Consider the following 17,499-nt stretch of genomic DNA (forward strand, 5'->3'; position numbering starts at 1 on the left):
CGTTTAGAGATGCGTTTAGAGATGGTGGCGATAGCAAAAGAGGCAGAGGTTGCACCCACTCGAATTAGTTTTACGGCAGCAATAAGTCTGATAGATACCCAATTGAGGTGGCAGGCTCTATCACCTGATGGAAAGTTGCCCGCTAAATTGAAGCAAATGCGTGCCGATATAAAACACTTTATCTTGCCTGATAAAAGAAAGCACCGAACGTATCCACGTTCAGTGCTTTATATACCTAGCCGCTATCCACTTAGGTTTAAACAGTAATGCTTATCCGAACGGCATTAACTCATTGAGTGGCTTTTTTGTTAAATGTGGTCGGTGATAGAGGATTCGAACCTCTGACCCTCTCGTCCCAAACGAGATGCGCTACCGGGCTGCGCTAATCACCGAAATTTTTACTGATATTTTAAGTCTTATAAGGTCAACCCTTTGCTTCACTCTAAAAGAGTGAGTGACACGTTATCAATAACGCTATTCACTGAATGTAACTTTTTATACGGTAGGCCAATCTGATAGGATCAAAATAAATCACTAATTGGAATACTAAAATTTGGTCGGTGATAGAGGATTCGAACCTCTGACCCTCTCGTCCCAAACGAGATGCGCTACCGGGCTGCGCTAATCACCGAAGATGTTGCAATTACGACACTTCTAAAAGAAGTTAAATTGAATGGGGTGACTGATGGGGCTCGAACCCACGACAACCGGAATCACAATCCGGGGCTCTACCAACTGAGCTACAATCACCACTGACCTTTCAATTTTGCTAACAAGCTACTGTACCGAATGGTGCGCCCAGAAGGATTCGAACCTTCGGCCTTACCCTCCGGAGGGGTACGCTCTATCCAGCTGAGCTATGGGCGCTCGCCTTGGTTAGCGACGCACATAATAGGGATAAATCAGCTTCACGTCTACCTTTGTTTTTAATTTTTTTTCTGTTTGCTCATGTTTTGACTGAATTGGGATATTTTTAAGCATTTTTAATTATAAACTCATGTTGGTTCACATTATTGGTTAAGTTTCATATACTGAAACGTCAGTAAAAAGTCTTAAAGGAATAAGGGCGTGCTATGGAAAAGGGAACCTTCCCCATATTTAGTTCAGATAATGTTGAGCACCTCAAAAGAAGAGTGTCACGACTAAGGCGTTTGCTGAGCAAATACAAACGTGCTGAAGTCATCCAAAATGCATTATTAGAAATATCCAACATTGCCACTAACGCCATCTCCCTTGACGCTTTTTATCATGGCGTTCACTCTCACCTGCAAAAACTTATCCACGCTGACAACTTCTTTATTGCTGAACTCGATGCCGACAGCAGTACTATTAGTTTGCCTTTTTTTGCCGATGAAAAAGATCCCCATCCAAGTGAGCTTTATCCCGATGAAGAAATATCCGCACTGCTCAAACGGGGGATTACTGGCTACGTACTCAGAACTGGCGAGCCATTACTGTGTGATGACCAAGGTTTTGAGTCATTGGTAAAAGCAGGTGAAATAGATGACTTAGGTTCAGCCTGCCTGCAATGGTTAGGAGTTCCGATTAAGCACAATGATAAAGTCACTGGCGTATTAGTTGTTCAAAGCTACAGTGATGACACTATATATGGTGAATTAGAATTAGAATTAATGGGCTTTATTTGCCACCATATTTCTGGGGTAATGGAACGTTTGCGTCATAATGAAGAACTCGAAATTGCCATAGTACAGCGCACGAAGGAGCTCAGTGATGCCTACGAAAAAGTAAAACAAGAGGTACAAGAGCGCGTAAAAGCTGAAAAGTTGCAATCAGCACTGTTTCAAATTGCAGACCTCTCGACCTCTGATGTTAGCCAAGCGGTATTCTATCCACAGATCCACAAAATCATCAGCCAACTTATTCCTGCAGAAAATTGTTTTATCTCTTTAGTTAATAAAGCAAGCAACACGCTGTCTTTCCCCTTTTATGTCTCTAAGATGACTTCAGAGCCGCCTAAGCCTCGCCCAATGCAAGATGGGCTAACAGAATATATTCTTAAACATAAAAAGCCGCTACTGCTGCGCCAGCAAGATATTCAAGCATTGATTAAAGCCGGTGACATCTACGGCCACAATCCAGATTTAAACCACACTCACGCAATGGTGCAATGGATTGGTATTCCATTAGTCATTCACGGTGAAGTCACCGGTGGGTTAACCATATACAGCTTAAGCGATAACGACTCTTTTGCGGTTAAAGATCTTGAGCTACTGACCTTTGTGTCACAACACATTGCCAATGCCATAGAAAAGAAATTAGCCGCAGAGCAGCTAAAAAGAAGTCATGAATTATTAGAAGACAAAGTCCAAAAGCGCACCCATGCTATCGCTGAAATGAATGACAATTTGCAGCGACAAATTATGCAGCGTAAAAAGATAGAAGCCCAATTAGTCTTTGACGCCAAACATGATAACTTAACTGGTTTACCCAATCGTAGCTTCTTTATGGAGCGCTTATCCCAAACCATTAAACATCTTCGCCGTAATAAAAATGAGCAATGCGCATTATTGTTTATCGACTTAGATGGCTTTAAACAAATTAACGATACCTTAGGTCATTTAGAAGGGGATCGATTTTTAATTGAAACCTCAAAAAGATTAAAAGCGTGTATTCGTGATAACGATACCCTTGCACGTTTAGGCGGTGATGAATTTGTGATATTGCTAGACTCAATTCATCGTAAACAAGATGCTGAAGATGTCAGTGAACGCATACTTAAAGCCATCGCTCAGCCATTTACATTAACCAGCCAACAGGTTATCTCCGGCGCAAGTATTGGCGTGGCTTATAGCGCAACGAACACCTCCTATGACAGCGAGTCTATTTTACGTCATGCTGACACGGCCATGTATCAGGCAAAAGCCAAAGGTAAAGGTTGTTATGTGGTGTTTGATCAGCACATTGAGCAACACTTTAATCAAAGAGTGGAATTAGAGCAGGACTTCCAGCAGGCATTAGAAAATCACCATATAAATGTTAATTTAATCCCCGTGGTCGACTTTGATGGTCTGAGCATTTTAGCTTATGAGCCTATAGCCTCTTGGCAACACGCTGCACATGGTCATATCAGTCACCAACAACTGCAATCATTGGCGAGTAAAACCCAAACCATCACCATTTTTGATGGCTATATATTTAAATATATCAATAATAGCTATAAGGCGTTATCTAACACCCTTGGTCACGTGCCACAAATTCACATGTCACTATCAAGCAAGCATATTAAGTTGAAATACGGCTTACGCAGCTTAAAAAACACCATCAAAAATAGCCAAATCAGTCCAAGCCATTTATGGCTATTTTTCCATGAAAAAGCCTTCGTCAAAGATCGTAAAAACCATATCACGGCCTTTGATACTTTAACTGAGCTTGGGGTTAAAATCGGCATTAATGGTTATGGCACCGGTTATAGCTCGTTAAGTAGCCTCAGCTTTTTGCCAATAAAAGCCCTTAAACTGGATGCTGATGCAAGCCAACATTTACTGAATAGTAAACAATTGCAATTGGCAAAAGCATATTGCCTCATTGCATCGACTTTGGGGGTTGAAATGTTTGCTGATGGGGTCAATACTGGCGAACAACTCGCAGCGTTACAACAGCTGGGGTACAAGCAGGGACAAGGCGCAATCTTCAGTGCTAACGACATCTGTATAAAAGCGCAGCCAGAGGAAACCACTGACACCCAACAAGGCGCTGAGTGTCAGTTAGCAGAGCTTACTTCTTAAACATATCCCGCAGGTTCGCGATATTGCTTTTACCAGTTTGCTGCCGCTCTTGCTCAGTCTGTTTCGGTTTACGGTTTTCCCAGATTAAGTCATCTTGAGGCAGTTCCATCAAAAAACGGCTTGGCTCACAGCGCATGGTTTCTCCAAACTGACGCCGTTCACGACACATAGTAAACCATAACTCTTTCTGCGCTCGGGTGATCCCCACATAAGCGAGTCGGCGCTCTTCATCGACATTGTCTTCATCAATACTCGACTGATGCGGCAAGATACGCTCTTCGGTGCCCACCATAAACACATAAGGGTATTCTAGTCCTTTGGATGCATGTAAGGTCATCAGCTGCACTTGATCGCCGCCTTCATCCTCTTGGTTACGTTCCATCATGTCACGCAGGGTCAAACGGGTAACCACTTCAGGTAAGGTCATTGGTTCGTCCAAATCATCACCTTCAAGCATTTGAGTTACCCATTTATACAGCTCAGAAATATTCTTCATCCGCATTTCAGCGGCTTTAGCGCTGGTGCTGGTTTCATACAAATAATCTTCGTAATTAATTTTACGAATAAGCTGCTTAATGGCGTCTACCGGTTCACCGCGGTTAGCCACTTCTCCGGTATCAACAATGAATTTACCAAACTGATATAACGACCCCATTGCCGCTGGCGACAGATGATGGTTGAGCTCGGCTTGAAAAATCGCTTCAAATAACGAGATGTGCTTTTCATTGGCATAACTGCCTAAACGCTCCAATGTTGCTGGGCCAATACCGCGCTTTGGAAGGTTAACAACCCTTAGGAAGGCATTATCATCATCAGGATTCACTACCAAGCGCAGGTAAGCCATGATGTCTTTAATTTCTGCACGAGCAAAAAACGAAGTACCACCAGAAAGCTTGTAAGGAATGCGGTTAGTCATTAATGCACGTTCTAATAACCGCGATTGATGGTTACCCCGATACAAGATGGCATAATCGCCAAATTGGGTGCGGCCGACAAACTTGTGACGAATAATCTCCGCCACCACCCGCTCTGCTTCTTGCTCTTCATTGGCAGCAAATAGCACCCTAAGCGGCTCGCCATAGGCCAGCTCACTGAATAAGGTTTTTTCGTACACATGGGGGTTATTAGCAATCAAGATATTGGCTGCGCGTAAAATACGTTGGCTAGAGCGATAATTTTGCTCTAGCTTAATCAAGCGCAGTTGCGGAAAGTCTTTCCCTAGTAACACCAAATTTTGCGGTTTAGCGCCACGCCATGAGTAAATCGATTGATCGTCATCACCTACCACGGTAAATCGCGCGCGGTCGCCAACCAGCAGCTTCACCAGCTCATATTGGCTAGTATTAGTGTCTTGATACTCATCCACCAGCAAGTATTGAATACGGGTCTGCCAGCGGGTTCTGACTTCTTCATTGTGACGTAATAATAAGGTCGGCAATAAAATCAGATCGTCAAAATCCAGCGCGTTGTAGGCTTTCATTTGCTGGGCATAGCGCTGATAAAGCTTGGCAAATAATTGGGTTTGCTGATCGCCACCGCGTTTAATGGCTTGATCTGGCACCACCAAATCACCTTTCCAGTTTGAAATGGCACTGGCGAGCGCTTTGATAAGGTCTTTATCTTCTTCAAGCTCATCTTCGGTGAGCTCTTTTAATAGTGCAAAGGTGTCTTGATCATCAAACAGTGAAAAGCCAGCCTTTAAGCCCACCACTTTATATTCACGTTTAAGAATTTCTAAACCCAAAGTGTGGAAAGTTGAAATCCACAAACCGCGGGCTTCTTTGCGCCCCATAGACTGTGAGACACGCTCTTTCATCTCACGGGCGGCTTTATTGGTAAAGGTCACCGCAGCAATATTGCGCGCCTTGTAGCCACACTTTTCAACTAAGTATGCAATTTTGTTAATAATTACCCGAGTTTTACCACTACCCGCCCCCGCTAAAACCAAGCAAGGCCCAGAAACATAGTGAACGGCATCATTTTGCCCAGGATTTAACTTCATGCTAACTAGATCACCAATAACGAAAATAAAAGGATAGTGATCATACCAGAAACCGCCAAGCTGCAATTAAAAATATCGATCGTTATGCTATTTTCGATCGTAATCATAAAAGCATTCTATTCGTCATCGAAGTGTTGGGATTGCTTTGGAAAACGCCGCCGCCTCAGGTACAATCGAGCTAACAAACAGCTAATTTTAATATGGAATTGATAATGATTAATCCTAAAAAACTTGAAGAAGTTGCCAAGCAACTGAGTGATAATCTTCCTAGCGGCGTAAAGCAATTTGCCGGTGAGTTTGAAGAACGTTCAAAGCAAATTCTACAAAACCAATTAATGAAATTAGATGTGGTTTCTCGCGAAGAGTTTGAAGTTCAGCAGCACGTGTTATTAAAAACCCGTGAAAAGCTTGAAGCGCTGCAAGCGCAAGTGGATGAATTAGAAAAAAAGTTCTCAGCTGAGTAGAACATCGCTGGTATTTTTAGCCATCACCATGGCTAAAAGCAATAAAAATGGCATCCAACTGGATGCCATTTTTGTATAACATTTACATAAGCCTGCTTAGTTCAGCGCTTCTTCTAAAGCACGTAAACACAAGGCAACATTTTCGCGTCTTGCGCCGTAGCCCATTAAACCAATACGCCACGCTTTACCCGCTAAGGCGCCAAGACCGGCACCAATTTCTAGGTTATAGTTTTCTAGCAACTGTTTACGCACTGCTGCGTCATCAACACCTTCAGGAATATACACCGCATTAAGTTGTGGTAAACGGCAAGCTTCATCAACCACAAAAGTAAGCCCTAGCTTTTCAAGGCCAGCACGTAGTAACTGATGCATATCAGCGTGACGCTGCCATGCGTTTTCTAGTCCTTCGTTGGCTAAAACGCGCAATGACTCATGCAATGCATAAAGGGCATTTACAGGTGCGGTATGATGATAGCTGCGTTTTGCGCCGCTATCTTTACTGCCCCAATAGCCCATTACCAAGGTTTGATCTAAAAACCAGCTTTGCACCGGGGTTTTACGCTGCTTTAATTTCTCAACCGCTTTGGCTGAAAAAGAAACTGGCGAAATCCCAGGTACGCATGATAAACACTTTTGGCTACCAGAATAAATGGCATCAATGCCCCAATCGTCCACTCGTAGCTCAACGCCGCCCAGTGATGTCACTGCATCGACAATGCTTAAGCAATCATGTTGCTGCGCTAATGCGCATAAGCTTTTGGCATCAGAGACGGCGCCTGTAGAGGTTTCGGCATGGACAAAGGCTAAGAATTTGGCATCTGGGTTGGCTTGCAATGCTGCTTCTACCGCAGAGACTGAAACAGGCTCGCCCCATTCGTTATCAACCACAATTGCAGTCGCGCCGACGCGCTCAACATTTTGGCGCATACGCTCGCCAAATACCCCGTTACGACAGACGATGACTTTTTCACCTGGCTCAACAAGGTTTACAAAACAAGTTTCCATACCAGCGCTGCCTGGCGCAGATACAGCTAGAGTCATTTCATTTTCAGTTTGAAATGCGTATTGAATCAGCGCTTTTAGCTCATCCATCATGGCGACGAATAAAGGGTCTAAATGACCAATGGTGGGTTTTGCTTGTGCAGCAAGCACTTCAGGATAGACATCTGAAGGCCCAGGCCCCATAAGGATGCGGCGAGGTGGATTAAAGGCACTAATTTTTGAAACAGCATTCGACGAAACAGATAACATCAAAGTCTCCTTGGCTCGAGGTCTAGTTAGTAATAGCTCAATGAAACCTACATTGTTTAATTATTTTTCTGCCACCGAATATAATTTCGTTTGCGGCAAGCTTTAAAGCTGCAGTGACAATAACACACAGATAACCACAAAATCGCTATCTGCATGAAATTTATTGTCGTACTCTGCTAGACACTTATCCTTTAACAGCTTTGGTTTAGACTGCTTTTTCTGAGTTATTGTGGGGTATTTAAAAACAGCTGATAGGCTGGGCTTTGGGTTTCTTCTTGATAAACAAAACCGAGCTCAGTTAAAAACTGCTGAAACGCTTCGCCGTCACTGGCGGGCACTTCAAAACCCGCTAACACCCGACCGTAAGCGGCGCCGTGGTTACGATAATGGAACAAACTGATATTCCATTGGCTTTGCAGGGTATTTAAAAACTTAAATAACGCCCCTGGATGCTCAGGAAACTCAAAGCTGAATAAGCGTTCATCAAGTGGCTCAGGCGGGTGACCGCCGACCATATAACGCACATGCAGCTTAGCGGTTTCGTCATGGGACAAATCTTGTACTTCAAAGCCATCGCTTTCTAGATTTGCGATAATATCATCAAGTTCAGCTTGCCCATTTGATAGGCGAATACCTGCAAACACCACCGCTTTATCACGACTGGAGAAACGATAATTAAACTCAGTCATGGCGCGTTTCTCTAACAGCTCACAAAAGCGTAAAAATATCCCCGGACGCTCAGGGACTTTAACCGCTAAAATAGCTTCTTTTTGCTCGCCTAGCTCGCAGCGCTCAGATACATAACGCAAGCTATGAAAATTGACATTAGCACCAGACAAAATCGAAGCCACTTTTAACGGCTTATCTGCATCATTGGCCACATGCTGTAGATACTTTTTCATCCCAGCTGTTGATAACGCCCCTGCAGGTTCAGCAATGGCGCGGGTGTCTTCAAAAATGTCTTTTACTGCGGCGCAGATTTCGTCTGAGGTAACGGTAATGACATCGTCAACATAGTCTTTGGCGACTCTAAATGGCTCTTCACCGATACGCTTAACCGCGACGCCATCAGCAAATAAACCCACTTGGCTTAGTGTTACTGGCTCGCCCGCAGCTAATGCCGATTTTAAACAGGCTGCATCTTCAGGCTCTACGCCAATAATTTTAACCTGTGGCATAACCGCTTTATAATAAGCCGCAATGCCTGCAATTAAACCACCGCCGCCTACAGGCACGAACACCACATCAATATCACGCTGCTGTTGCAGCATTTCTTGAGCTATGGTGCCTTGACCTGCGATCACCGCTTCATCATCAAAAGGGGCGATATACACTCGGCCTTCTTTTTCAGATAAGGCTTTGGCGTAATCATTGGCTTGATCAAATGCCTGACCGTGGAGCAGCACATTGCCACCTAAGCGCTTTACCGCATCGATTTTAATTTCAGGGGTTGTTGTAGGCATCACAATCACCGCACTAATGCCAACACTTGCCGCCGACATTGCCACCCCTTGAGCGTGATTACCTGCAGAGGCGCAAACCACACCTGCAGCAGCTTGCTCAGGGGTTAGCTGCGCAATACGATTATAGGCACCACGCAACTTAAAAGAATGCACTGGCTGCATGTCTTCACGTTTTAAAAACACGTCACAGCCAAAGCGTGCCGATAGCTTTTTCATGCTCGATAGCGGCGTTACTTTGGCGACGTCATACACAGACGACAATAGAATCTTCTGTAAATATTGCTGAGCTAAGGGCATGGGCGTTAACTCCAGTTGCGTTGCTGATGCCAAGGATTGCATGGATTAACCTTCTAATTTACTGCGATCGCGCACAGCACCTTTATCGGCACTGGTCGCTAATAATGCATAAGCTTTAAGTGCCAAAGATACGTAACGCTCACGAGATACAGGCTTCCATGCAAGTGGCCCTTTTGCTTCCATAGCAGCGCGGCGACGCTCAAGTTCACTATCTGCAACGGCTAACTTGATTGAACGTGAAGGAATATCGATTTCAATGGTATCGCCATTTTCAACCAGTGCAATGGTGCCACCAGCGGCAGCTTCTGGTGATACATGACCGATTGATAATCCTGACGTACCGCCAGAGAAACGGCCATCAGTAATCAATGCACATGCCTTACCTAAACCGCGAGATTTAAGGTACGTGGTTGGGTAAAGCATTTCTTGCATACCAGGGCCACCTTTAGGGCCTTCGTAGCGAATAACCACAACTTCACCAGCAACCACTTCACCACCTAAAATACCTGCTACGGCATCATCTTGGCTTTCATAAATGCGCGCTGTTCCCACAAAGGTCAGGTTTTCTTCATCCACACCGGCCGTTTTTACAATACAGCCATTTTCAGCCACATTGCCTGAAAGTACCGCTAAGCCGCCTTCTTGGCTAAAGGCATTTTCACGGGTACGAATACAGCCTTCTTGGCGATCATCATCGACACTGTCCCAATAACAATCTTGGCTAAAGGCAGTTTGTGTTGGAATACCTGCTGGGCCTGCACTATAAAAGCGTCGTACAGCGGCATCTTGGGTTTGGGCAATATCATATTTAGCCAATACTGATTTTAAATTGCCGCCATTATCCGCTGCCACATGGGGAACGTCGGTATGCAGTAAGCCTGCTCTATCTAGCTCACCTAGAATACCCATCACCCCACCAGCACGATGAACATCTTCCATATGGTACTTTGGCGTTGAAGGCGCGACTTTACAAAGGTGCGGCACCAGACGCGACATTCTATCGATATCAGCCATAGTGAAGTCCACTTCACCTTCTTGCGCTGCAGCAATAAGATGCAATACAGTATTTGATGAACCGCCCATGGCAATATCTAGTGCCATGGCATTTTCAAATGCTTTAAAAGAGGCGATATTACGTGGTAGAACACTGGCATCGTCATCACGATAATAACGGGTAGCGATATCCATGATGCGTGTGCCAGCTTCTAAAAATAAGTTACGACGCGCAGCGTGAGTCGCTAATAACGAGCCATTACCAGGTAGTGATAAACCTAAAGCTTCTGTTAAACAGTTCATAGAGTTGGCGGTAAACATACCTGAACAAGAACCACATGTTGGGCATGCACTACGTTCAATCTGCTTACTGTCTTCATCACTGACATTGGTATCAGCACCAGCTACCATGGCATCGACTAAATCAAGTTTGATAATTTTATCTGAAAGCTTGGTTTTACCCGCTTCCATTGGCCCGCCAGAGACAAATATCACTGGAATATTGAGCCTTAGCGCTGCCATCAACATGCCAGGAGTAATTTTATCGCAGTTAGAAATACACACTAGCGCGTCTGCACAATGTGCATTAACCATGTATTCAACGCTGTCAGCAATCAGCTCACGTGATGGCAAGCTATAAAGCATGCCGCCATGACCCATGGCAATACCATCATCGACGGCGATGGTGTTAAATTCTTTGGCAATACCACCTGCTTCTTCAATTGCGCCAGCAACCAATTGGCCCATATCTTTTAAGTGCACATGGCCTGGTACGAACTGAGTAAACGAGTTCGAGATGGCAATAATTGGCTTACCAAAGTCAGTTTCTTTTACACCTGTTGCACGCCAAAGGGCACGTGCGCCAGCCATGTTACGACCTTCGGTACTAGTTGCTGAGCGTAGTTTAGGCATTGTCTTATCCTTTCCTTGTAATACTGCTTTAACCATTTTATTTGAGTCATTTACATGATGCGGTAACCATTGAAAGTAAACTGATTCAAATTGTAATAGTCGTTTAATTTATAATTATTTTAAATGGATTGAAGCTGTTTATTTAGCTCATAACTCTTGATTTAGCTCAAGGCTGCTTATTAAGCTCAAGGCTATTGAGTTAGCGGCTCTAGCCAGCCCCACTTATCTTCTGTCTCTCCGTTAAATAAACCAAAGAAACTTTGTTGTATTTGTTGTGTCACTGGGCCACGTTTGCCTGCGCCAACCTCAATACGGTCAACGCTTCTTACTGGCACTATTTCTGCGGCGGTGCCGGTCATGAAGATTTCGTCAGCAACATATAAAAATTCCCGCGCCATGGCTTCTTCAATCACTTGGTAACCTAGCTCTTTGGCTAACACCATAATCGTGTCACGAGTAATGCCTTTTAGGATTGCTGCTGTTGCTGGCGGGGTATATATTTTGCCATTTTTGACAATAAACAAATTGGCCCCAGCGCCTTCACTAACTAAACCGTTAGTATCTAATGCTATACCTTCATCAAAACCGTTACGCTTTGCTTCTGTAGAAATTAGCTGTGATGATAAATAATTACCGCCGGCCTTTGCCCCTGTCGGTATGGTATTAGGTGCTAGGCGTTGCCATGATGTCACTGCGACATCAACGCCGGCATCCATGCTCTCTTCGCCAAGGTAGGCGCCCCATGAAAAAGCCGCTACGACCATATCACATTGCGCGTCAATTGGCGGGGTGATCCCCATCCCTACATCACCCATAAATATTAATGGACGAATATAAGCGCTGGGTAAGTTATTTTTTAGCACAGAATCACTGCAAGCTTGCATGACTTGATCAAAGCTAAAAGGCACATTCATTCGATAAATTTTGGCTGAATCAAATAAACGCTGCACGTGGTCGGTGAGCCTAAACCCTGCAGGGCCTAGATGAGTATCATAAATACGAATACCTTCAAATACTGACGAGCCATAATGCATTGCATGTGTCATCACGTGTACCTTAGCATCTTGCCAAGGCATAATTTCACCGTTAAACCATATAAGTTCTGATTGTGTCGCTGCCATAGTCTGTCCCTTAATCTATATCGATGAAATTGTTTATGCTTGCGCGGTCGTCTTTTGACTAGCTGCTGCGAATATTGGTGTATTAACATCGATAGCGGCAGGCACAGTCACTGCTTGGCAATCGATGACATCAATGAGTTTATTTAATTGATGGGTAAGCAATTCAATCACTCGCTCACTTTTGACATCAAAATGCAGCGTGACGGTACCTGCTTCGTTGAGCTGCATATTCATATTGATAATGCTAAAACCACGATGACGGGTCACTCTTAGCACTCGCTCCAGCACTTCTGGTTGGTTGTGTAAGGTTAATTCAACTGAATGCATCATGTTTGTTTCTCCATTTGATCCATCATGTCGCTATTACATGCCCCTGGCGGAACCAATGGCCACACGTTAAACGCATCATCAATGGACACATGCAGCATAAAAGGTCCTGGGGTACTTAGCATTTCATCTAAGCCTGCTTCGACTTGATCAGCGCGACGAATTGTTTTCCCTGGAATATCAAATGCTGATGCCATTAAGACAAAGTCTGGGTTATCTGATAAATCGGTTTCGCTATAGCGCTGTTCAAAAAACAATTGTTGCCACTGCTTAACCATGCCCAATTTCTGGTTATCAATCAGTAAGATTTTTACCGGCAATTTACGCCGTTTAATGGTGGTAAGCTCTTGAACGTTCATCATAAATGAACCATCACCAGATACCGTCACCACTGTGGCATTTGGACGCGCCACTTGTGCGCCAATAGCCGCGGGTAAGCCAAAGCCCATAGTGCCAAGACCTGCACTGGATAAATGATCTTCAGGGCGGCGAAACCACATATGCTGTGCCACCCACATTTGGTGTTGGCCCACATCGCAGCTGACAACACTGTCTTCTGGTAATTTGTTTGCTAGACGGCGTAACATTGCTGGGGCATAAATCAATTCACCCGGATGTTGATAATCCCATTGGTGTTGCTGATATAAATCTTCAATTTCTTGCTGCCATGGCGCTAATGAAAGCGACATCGATAACGCGGGTAATACCTGTCTTAAATCTGCTGAAATAGATACATCAGCTTGGCGGAGCTTATTGATTTCTGCGATATCGATATCAAGGTGCAGCACTTTGGCATCTTGAGCAAAGGTGGCTAATCGCCCGGTGACCCGATCATCAAATCTTGCGCCAACAACAATCAATAAATCACAGGCTTGCACGGCTAAGTTTGCCGCTTTACCACCATGCATACCGAGCATACCTAAGTAACCTTTGCAGCCATGTTCAATGCTGCCAAGACCTTTTAAGGTCGCCACTGAAGGCATACCCGTTTCATTGATAAATTGGCGTAAATGATCAACTGCGCCCGCCATACCTACGCCGCCGCCCACATACAAAATAGGCTTTTTAGCTTGTTGTATTAATGCTTTAGCAGCATCTATCGCGCTTAGCTCAGCTGCGGGTTCTTCAGTAAAGCTGAGTATTGGAGTTGTGTATTCAAGCTCAGCTATTTGGATATCTTTGGGAATATCAACTAACACAGGGCCGGGTCTGCCAGATGCGGCAATTTCAAAGGCTTTATAAAGTGTCGGGATAAGCTCATTAATATCCGTCACCATAAAGCTGTGTTTGGTGCACGATAGCGACATACCAAGAACATCGATTTCTTGAAAAGCGTCAGTGCCAATCACTGCCGTTGAAACTTGGCCTGTAATCGCCACCAAAGGCACAGAATCCAGTAATGCATCAGCAAGCGAGGTGATTAAATTAGTCGCACCTGGGCCTGATGTGGCAAAACAGACTCCCGTTTTACCGCTAGCTCTAGCATAACCCACAGCGGCAAATGCAGCGCCTTGCTCATGGCGACTCAGTAGATGGGTAACAGGGCTACCATACAGAGCATCATAAATTGGCATAATAGCGCCACCTGGGTAACCAAATACTGTGGTTGCACCATGTGCGGCCAATACTTTAATGACTGCGTCCGCGCCTCTCATTTTTTGCCCTGATTCCATATGCATCTCTCACGCTCTGTATTGTTAATTTGCCCAGTATTTGCAGCCCTAAAACTAAAAAACCCCCGTTCCTTTCGGAGCGGGGGTTTTTGCAAATGTTGACTTTCTAACTCAGTCTTTTTGCCAAACTCCACCCCCGCGGTGATTTAATAATCACGACGGTAATAATCACAATAATGAGCTGGGCAGCTTGGTTAAACATAAATGACTGAATCCTAAAAATGTCTTAAAAAATATTTGTTAATGTTGCTATAAGGTCTCGCACTTTGCCAGACTGTTTATAATTCATCCTTTATAGGAGTACCATAAAGCGATTTATAAACACAACATAAAATTGTGTTGTCAAAAAAAATTCAGCTTCCCTGCCGAGACAATGCAAACAACAACAAAATCTAAAGCTATGATGGTCAACACAAATCCGTGATAACCAGCCTAAGCTTTTGATTGATTGTTTCTACTTTATGCAAGTTTTAACTTTACAAAAGTTTGATGCCTGCCCGAAAACGTAGCTGAACAGGTACTTCACAACACAATCAACAAAAATTAGTTAGCTTCAACAATACCTTTCATATCAGTCATGTAACCGCGTAATTCTGCACCGATAAACTCAACATCGGTATGACGAATCGCTTCATTCACTTCAATTAAGCGCTTGTTATCAACGCTATTTGAACCCGCAGCTAAACCAGCACCTAATAACTCTGGTGACATTGCTTTTACGTAGTCACGTAATAGCGGCACTGCTGCATGGTTAAACAAGTAACAACCGTATTCAGCAGTATCTGAAATAACTACGTTCATTTCATATAAACGTTTGCGTGCAATGGTGTTAGCAATCAAAGGCGTTTCATGTAGTGACTCGTAATAAGCTGACTCTTCAATAATACCTGCTGCAACCATGGTATCGAACGCTAACTCTACACCAGCTTTGATCATGGCAACTAAGAAGATACCTTGGTCAAAATACGTTTGCTCATCGATGTGTTCATCTGATACTGGTGAATTTTCGAATGCTGTTTCGTTGGTTTCAGCTCTCCAACGAAGTAAGTTTGCATCGTCATTGGCCCAATCTGCCATCATAGTGCGAGAGAACTCACCACTAATAATGTCATCCATGTGCTTTTCAAATAATGGTTGAAGAATTTCTTTCAACTCTTCAGCAACTTCAAACGCCTTCACTTTGGCAGGGTTTGATAAACGATCCATCATGTTAGTGATGCCGCCATGCTTAAGTGCTTCAGTGACAGTTTCCCATCCTTGCTGAATTAACTTACTTGCATAACCTGGCTCAACACCATCAGCGACCATTTTTTCATAACCAAGAATGGCGCCGGTTTGCAACATGCCACAAAGGATTGTTTGCTCGCCCATTAAGTCAGACTTAACTTCTGCAATGAATGATGACAATAAAACACCCGCTCGGTCGCCACCAGTTGCACTTGCATAAGCTTTAGCAATGGCAAGGCCATCACCTTTCGGGTCATTTTCAGGGTGAACCGCAATCAGTGTTGGCACACCAAAACCACGTTTGTATTCTTCACGTACTTCAGTACCTGGACACTTAGGCGCAACCATCACCACGGTGATATCAGAACGAACCTGCATACCTTCTTCAACGATATTAAAACCGTGAGAGTAAGATAATGTGGCACCTTCTTTCATCAATGGCATTACTGCATTAACAACATTTGAATGCTGTTTATCAGGCGTTAGGTTAAGCACTAAATCAGCATCAGGAACAAGCTCTTCGAAAGTACCCACTGTAAAACCGTTATCAGTTGCTTGCTTCCATGATGCGCGCTTTTCTGCAATCGCTTGAGGACGTAATGCAAAAGAGATGTTTAAGCCTGAGTCACGCATATTCAGACCTTGGTTTAGGCCTTGTGCCCCACAACCTAAGATCACGATATTCCAATCTTTAATAAAACTACAACCGTCGCTAAACTCAGTACGATCCATAAAGCGGCATTGTGCTAATTGAGCTAATTGTTGACGTAAATTCAGAGAGTTAAAATAGTTAGCCATCTGAGATACCACCTTTAATTCAGAAATTTGAGACACTCCATTCTGGCAGCCAAACTCTCCAGAAGTTGTGATTAAGATCACTATAGCGTAAGCTCATAATTGCTCAAAATGATATATTCGGCACACTACGTTTCACTTTTTGCAACGTTATTAATATATCCCGCATATCTGAACAAATTGATTTCAAGACACTGATTTTATTAAGGCTACAACATGGATATTCGTGCGTTAAAACTGTATTTACACTTATGTGATAGTTTGCATTTTGGCAAAACAGCCCAGCAAACCCATGTGAGCCCGTCAACATTAAGCCGCGCATTGCAGCGTCTTGAAGAAGAAGTGGGTTGTAAATTGTTTGAAAGAGACAATCGCAGTGTCAGCATTACCCATGCGGGCAATGAATTTAAGCAATTTGCCGAACACACCTTAGCTGAGTGGTTAAGTTTGAAAAGCCGCATCGACCCTGAGCAGCCCTTACTTCACGGTCGTATCAACTTATATTGCTCAGTCACCGCCGCTTACAGTCACCTACCTGCATTGCTTGACCGCTTTAGACGTGAACATCCCCATGTGGAAATTACTTTGAATACGGGGGATGCGGCTAATGCAGTAGCAGAGATCCAACATAACCGCGCCGATGTTGCCATTATCGCCTTACCTGATTCATTGCCTTCGAGCTTACATTTTGAAGAAATAGGCCAAGTGCCGCTGCATCTATATGCGCCCACCATAAAATGCCAAGCCCAAAGCATGATTAAGCAACAACCCATAGACTGGGCGCAGCTGCCTTTTATTGTTCCCGACCATGGGCCCGGCAGACGCCGCGCTGATAATTGGTTTAAAGCTATGGGCTTCAAGCCCAATATTTATGCGCAAGTCTCTGGCCAAGAAGCCATAACCTCCATGGTAGCCTTGGGCTGTGGCGTCAGTATTAGTCCTGATGTGGTAGTCGAAAATAGCCCAGTGCGAGAACGCTTACAGCGGCTTGAATCACCACAAGATATCGCCCCCTTTCAATTAGGTTGTTGCTGCAAAGAAAAACGCACTCAAGAGCCCATTCTGAAAGCGTTTTTAGAGGTAATTTAGTTACTCACATTAGCCATTACTGCAGTGATATACCTTTGCGGTGTCGATACTACAGATTGATATCATTACGCTTATGAACAACTTAAATCTAATCCCAAAGATTTACGGTTCTTCTCCTTTTACAAACTAAAATAACATC

11 protein-coding genes, 4 tRNA genes and 1 pseudogene are annotated in these 17,499 nt (G+C 44.0%); 4 read left to right on the top strand and 12 right to left on the bottom strand.

The annotated features are described in order from the left end of the window. A pseudogene (locus tag BM739_RS14560) lies at positions 1 to 267 on the top strand (IS4 family transposase); the annotation flags it as partial. A gap of 48 nt (positions 268 to 315) precedes the next feature. On the opposite strand, the gene BM739_RS14565 reads toward BM739_RS14560, so the two are convergent. The 4 genes from BM739_RS14565 to BM739_RS14580 all read right to left on the bottom strand — a co-directional run bounded on the left by BM739_RS14565 (position 316) and on the right by BM739_RS14580 (position 867). After that, a tRNA-Pro gene (locus BM739_RS14565) sits at positions 316 to 392 on the bottom strand. Positions 393 to 554: 162 nt separating this feature from the next. Continuing rightward, positions 555 to 631 (bottom strand) — tRNA-Pro (locus tag BM739_RS14570). Positions 632 to 674: 43 nt separating this feature from the next. Next, a tRNA-His gene (locus BM739_RS14575) sits at positions 675 to 750 on the bottom strand. A 40-nt stretch (positions 751 to 790) separates the two neighbouring features. Then, positions 791 to 867 (bottom strand) — tRNA-Arg (locus BM739_RS14580). A gap of 206 nt (positions 868 to 1,073) precedes the next feature. Here BM739_RS14580 and BM739_RS14585 point away from each other — a divergent pair. After that, positions 1,074 to 3,746, top strand: a complete 2,673-nt coding sequence (locus tag BM739_RS14585) for a diguanylate cyclase (protein ID WP_083698180.1) — start codon at positions 1,074 to 1,076, stop codon at positions 3,744 to 3,746. On the opposite strand, the gene rep is transcribed toward BM739_RS14585, so the two are convergent. Continuing rightward, entirely contained in the window at positions 3,736 to 5,748 is a 2,013-nt protein-coding gene (rep, locus tag BM739_RS14590; protein ID WP_076541886.1) for a DNA helicase Rep, read from the bottom strand. The genes BM739_RS14585 and rep overlap by 11 nt on opposite strands. 212 nt (positions 5,749 to 5,960) lie before the next feature. Here rep and BM739_RS14595 point away from each other — a divergent pair, with 212 nt between their 5' ends. Then, positions 5,961 to 6,212, top strand: coding sequence for an accessory factor UbiK family protein (locus BM739_RS14595; RefSeq protein WP_076541888.1), 252 nt, complete (start codon positions 5,961 to 5,963; stop codon positions 6,210 to 6,212). Positions 6,213 to 6,308: 96 nt separating this feature from the next. Here BM739_RS14595 and BM739_RS14600 read toward each other — a convergent pair whose 3' ends face one another. The 7 genes from BM739_RS14600 to ilvC form a co-directional block, all read right to left on the bottom strand. Then, entirely contained in the window at positions 6,309 to 7,463 is a 1,155-nt protein-coding gene (locus tag BM739_RS14600) for an alanine--glyoxylate aminotransferase family protein (RefSeq protein WP_076541890.1), read from the bottom strand. A gap of 224 nt (positions 7,464 to 7,687) precedes the next feature. Continuing rightward, a complete protein-coding gene (gene ilvA, locus BM739_RS14605; protein WP_076541892.1) occupies positions 7,688 to 9,265 on the bottom strand; it encodes a threonine ammonia-lyase, biosynthetic in 1,578 nt (525 codons plus the stop codon). Between the two features lie 3 nt (positions 9,266 to 9,268). Further along, the gene (gene ilvD, locus BM739_RS14610; RefSeq protein WP_076541894.1) at positions 9,269 to 11,128 is read right to left on the bottom strand and encodes a dihydroxy-acid dehydratase; all 1,860 of its coding nucleotides are present in this window, start codon (positions 11,126 to 11,128) and stop codon (positions 9,269 to 9,271) included. Positions 11,129 to 11,319: 191 nt separating this feature from the next. After that, on the bottom strand, positions 11,320 to 12,249 hold the full coding sequence (locus BM739_RS14615) for a branched-chain amino acid transaminase (RefSeq protein WP_076541896.1): 930 nt from the start codon (positions 12,247 to 12,249) through the stop codon (positions 11,320 to 11,322). 33 nt (positions 12,250 to 12,282) lie between these two features. Then, positions 12,283 to 12,579 carry an acetolactate synthase 2 small subunit gene (gene ilvM, locus BM739_RS14620; RefSeq protein ID WP_076541898.1) on the bottom strand — a complete coding sequence of 99 codons (297 nt, stop codon included), beginning with the start codon at positions 12,577 to 12,579 and terminating at the stop codon, positions 12,283 to 12,285. Continuing rightward, positions 12,576 to 14,249: an acetolactate synthase 2 catalytic subunit gene (gene ilvG / locus BM739_RS14625; RefSeq protein ID WP_076541900.1), complete on the bottom strand. Its 1,674-nt coding sequence runs from the start codon at positions 14,247 to 14,249 to the stop codon at positions 12,576 to 12,578. The genes ilvM and ilvG overlap by 4 nt, the downstream gene beginning before the upstream one ends. Before the next feature lie 543 nt (positions 14,250 to 14,792). Next, complete coding sequence (gene ilvC, locus BM739_RS14635; protein ID WP_076541904.1) at positions 14,793 to 16,274, bottom strand: ketol-acid reductoisomerase; 1,482 nt, start codon at positions 16,272 to 16,274, stop codon at positions 14,793 to 14,795. A gap of 213 nt (positions 16,275 to 16,487) precedes the next feature. On the opposite strand from ilvC, the gene ilvY reads away from it, so the two are divergent. After that, complete coding sequence (ilvY, locus tag BM739_RS14640; protein ID WP_076541906.1) at positions 16,488 to 17,360, top strand: HTH-type transcriptional activator IlvY; 873 nt, start codon at positions 16,488 to 16,490, stop codon at positions 17,358 to 17,360. The last annotated feature ends 139 nt before the right edge of the window (positions 17,361 to 17,499 follow it).

Source organism: Shewanella sp. UCD-KL21 (assembly GCF_001957135.1).
GTDB lineage: Bacteria > Pseudomonadota > Gammaproteobacteria > Enterobacterales > Shewanellaceae > Shewanella.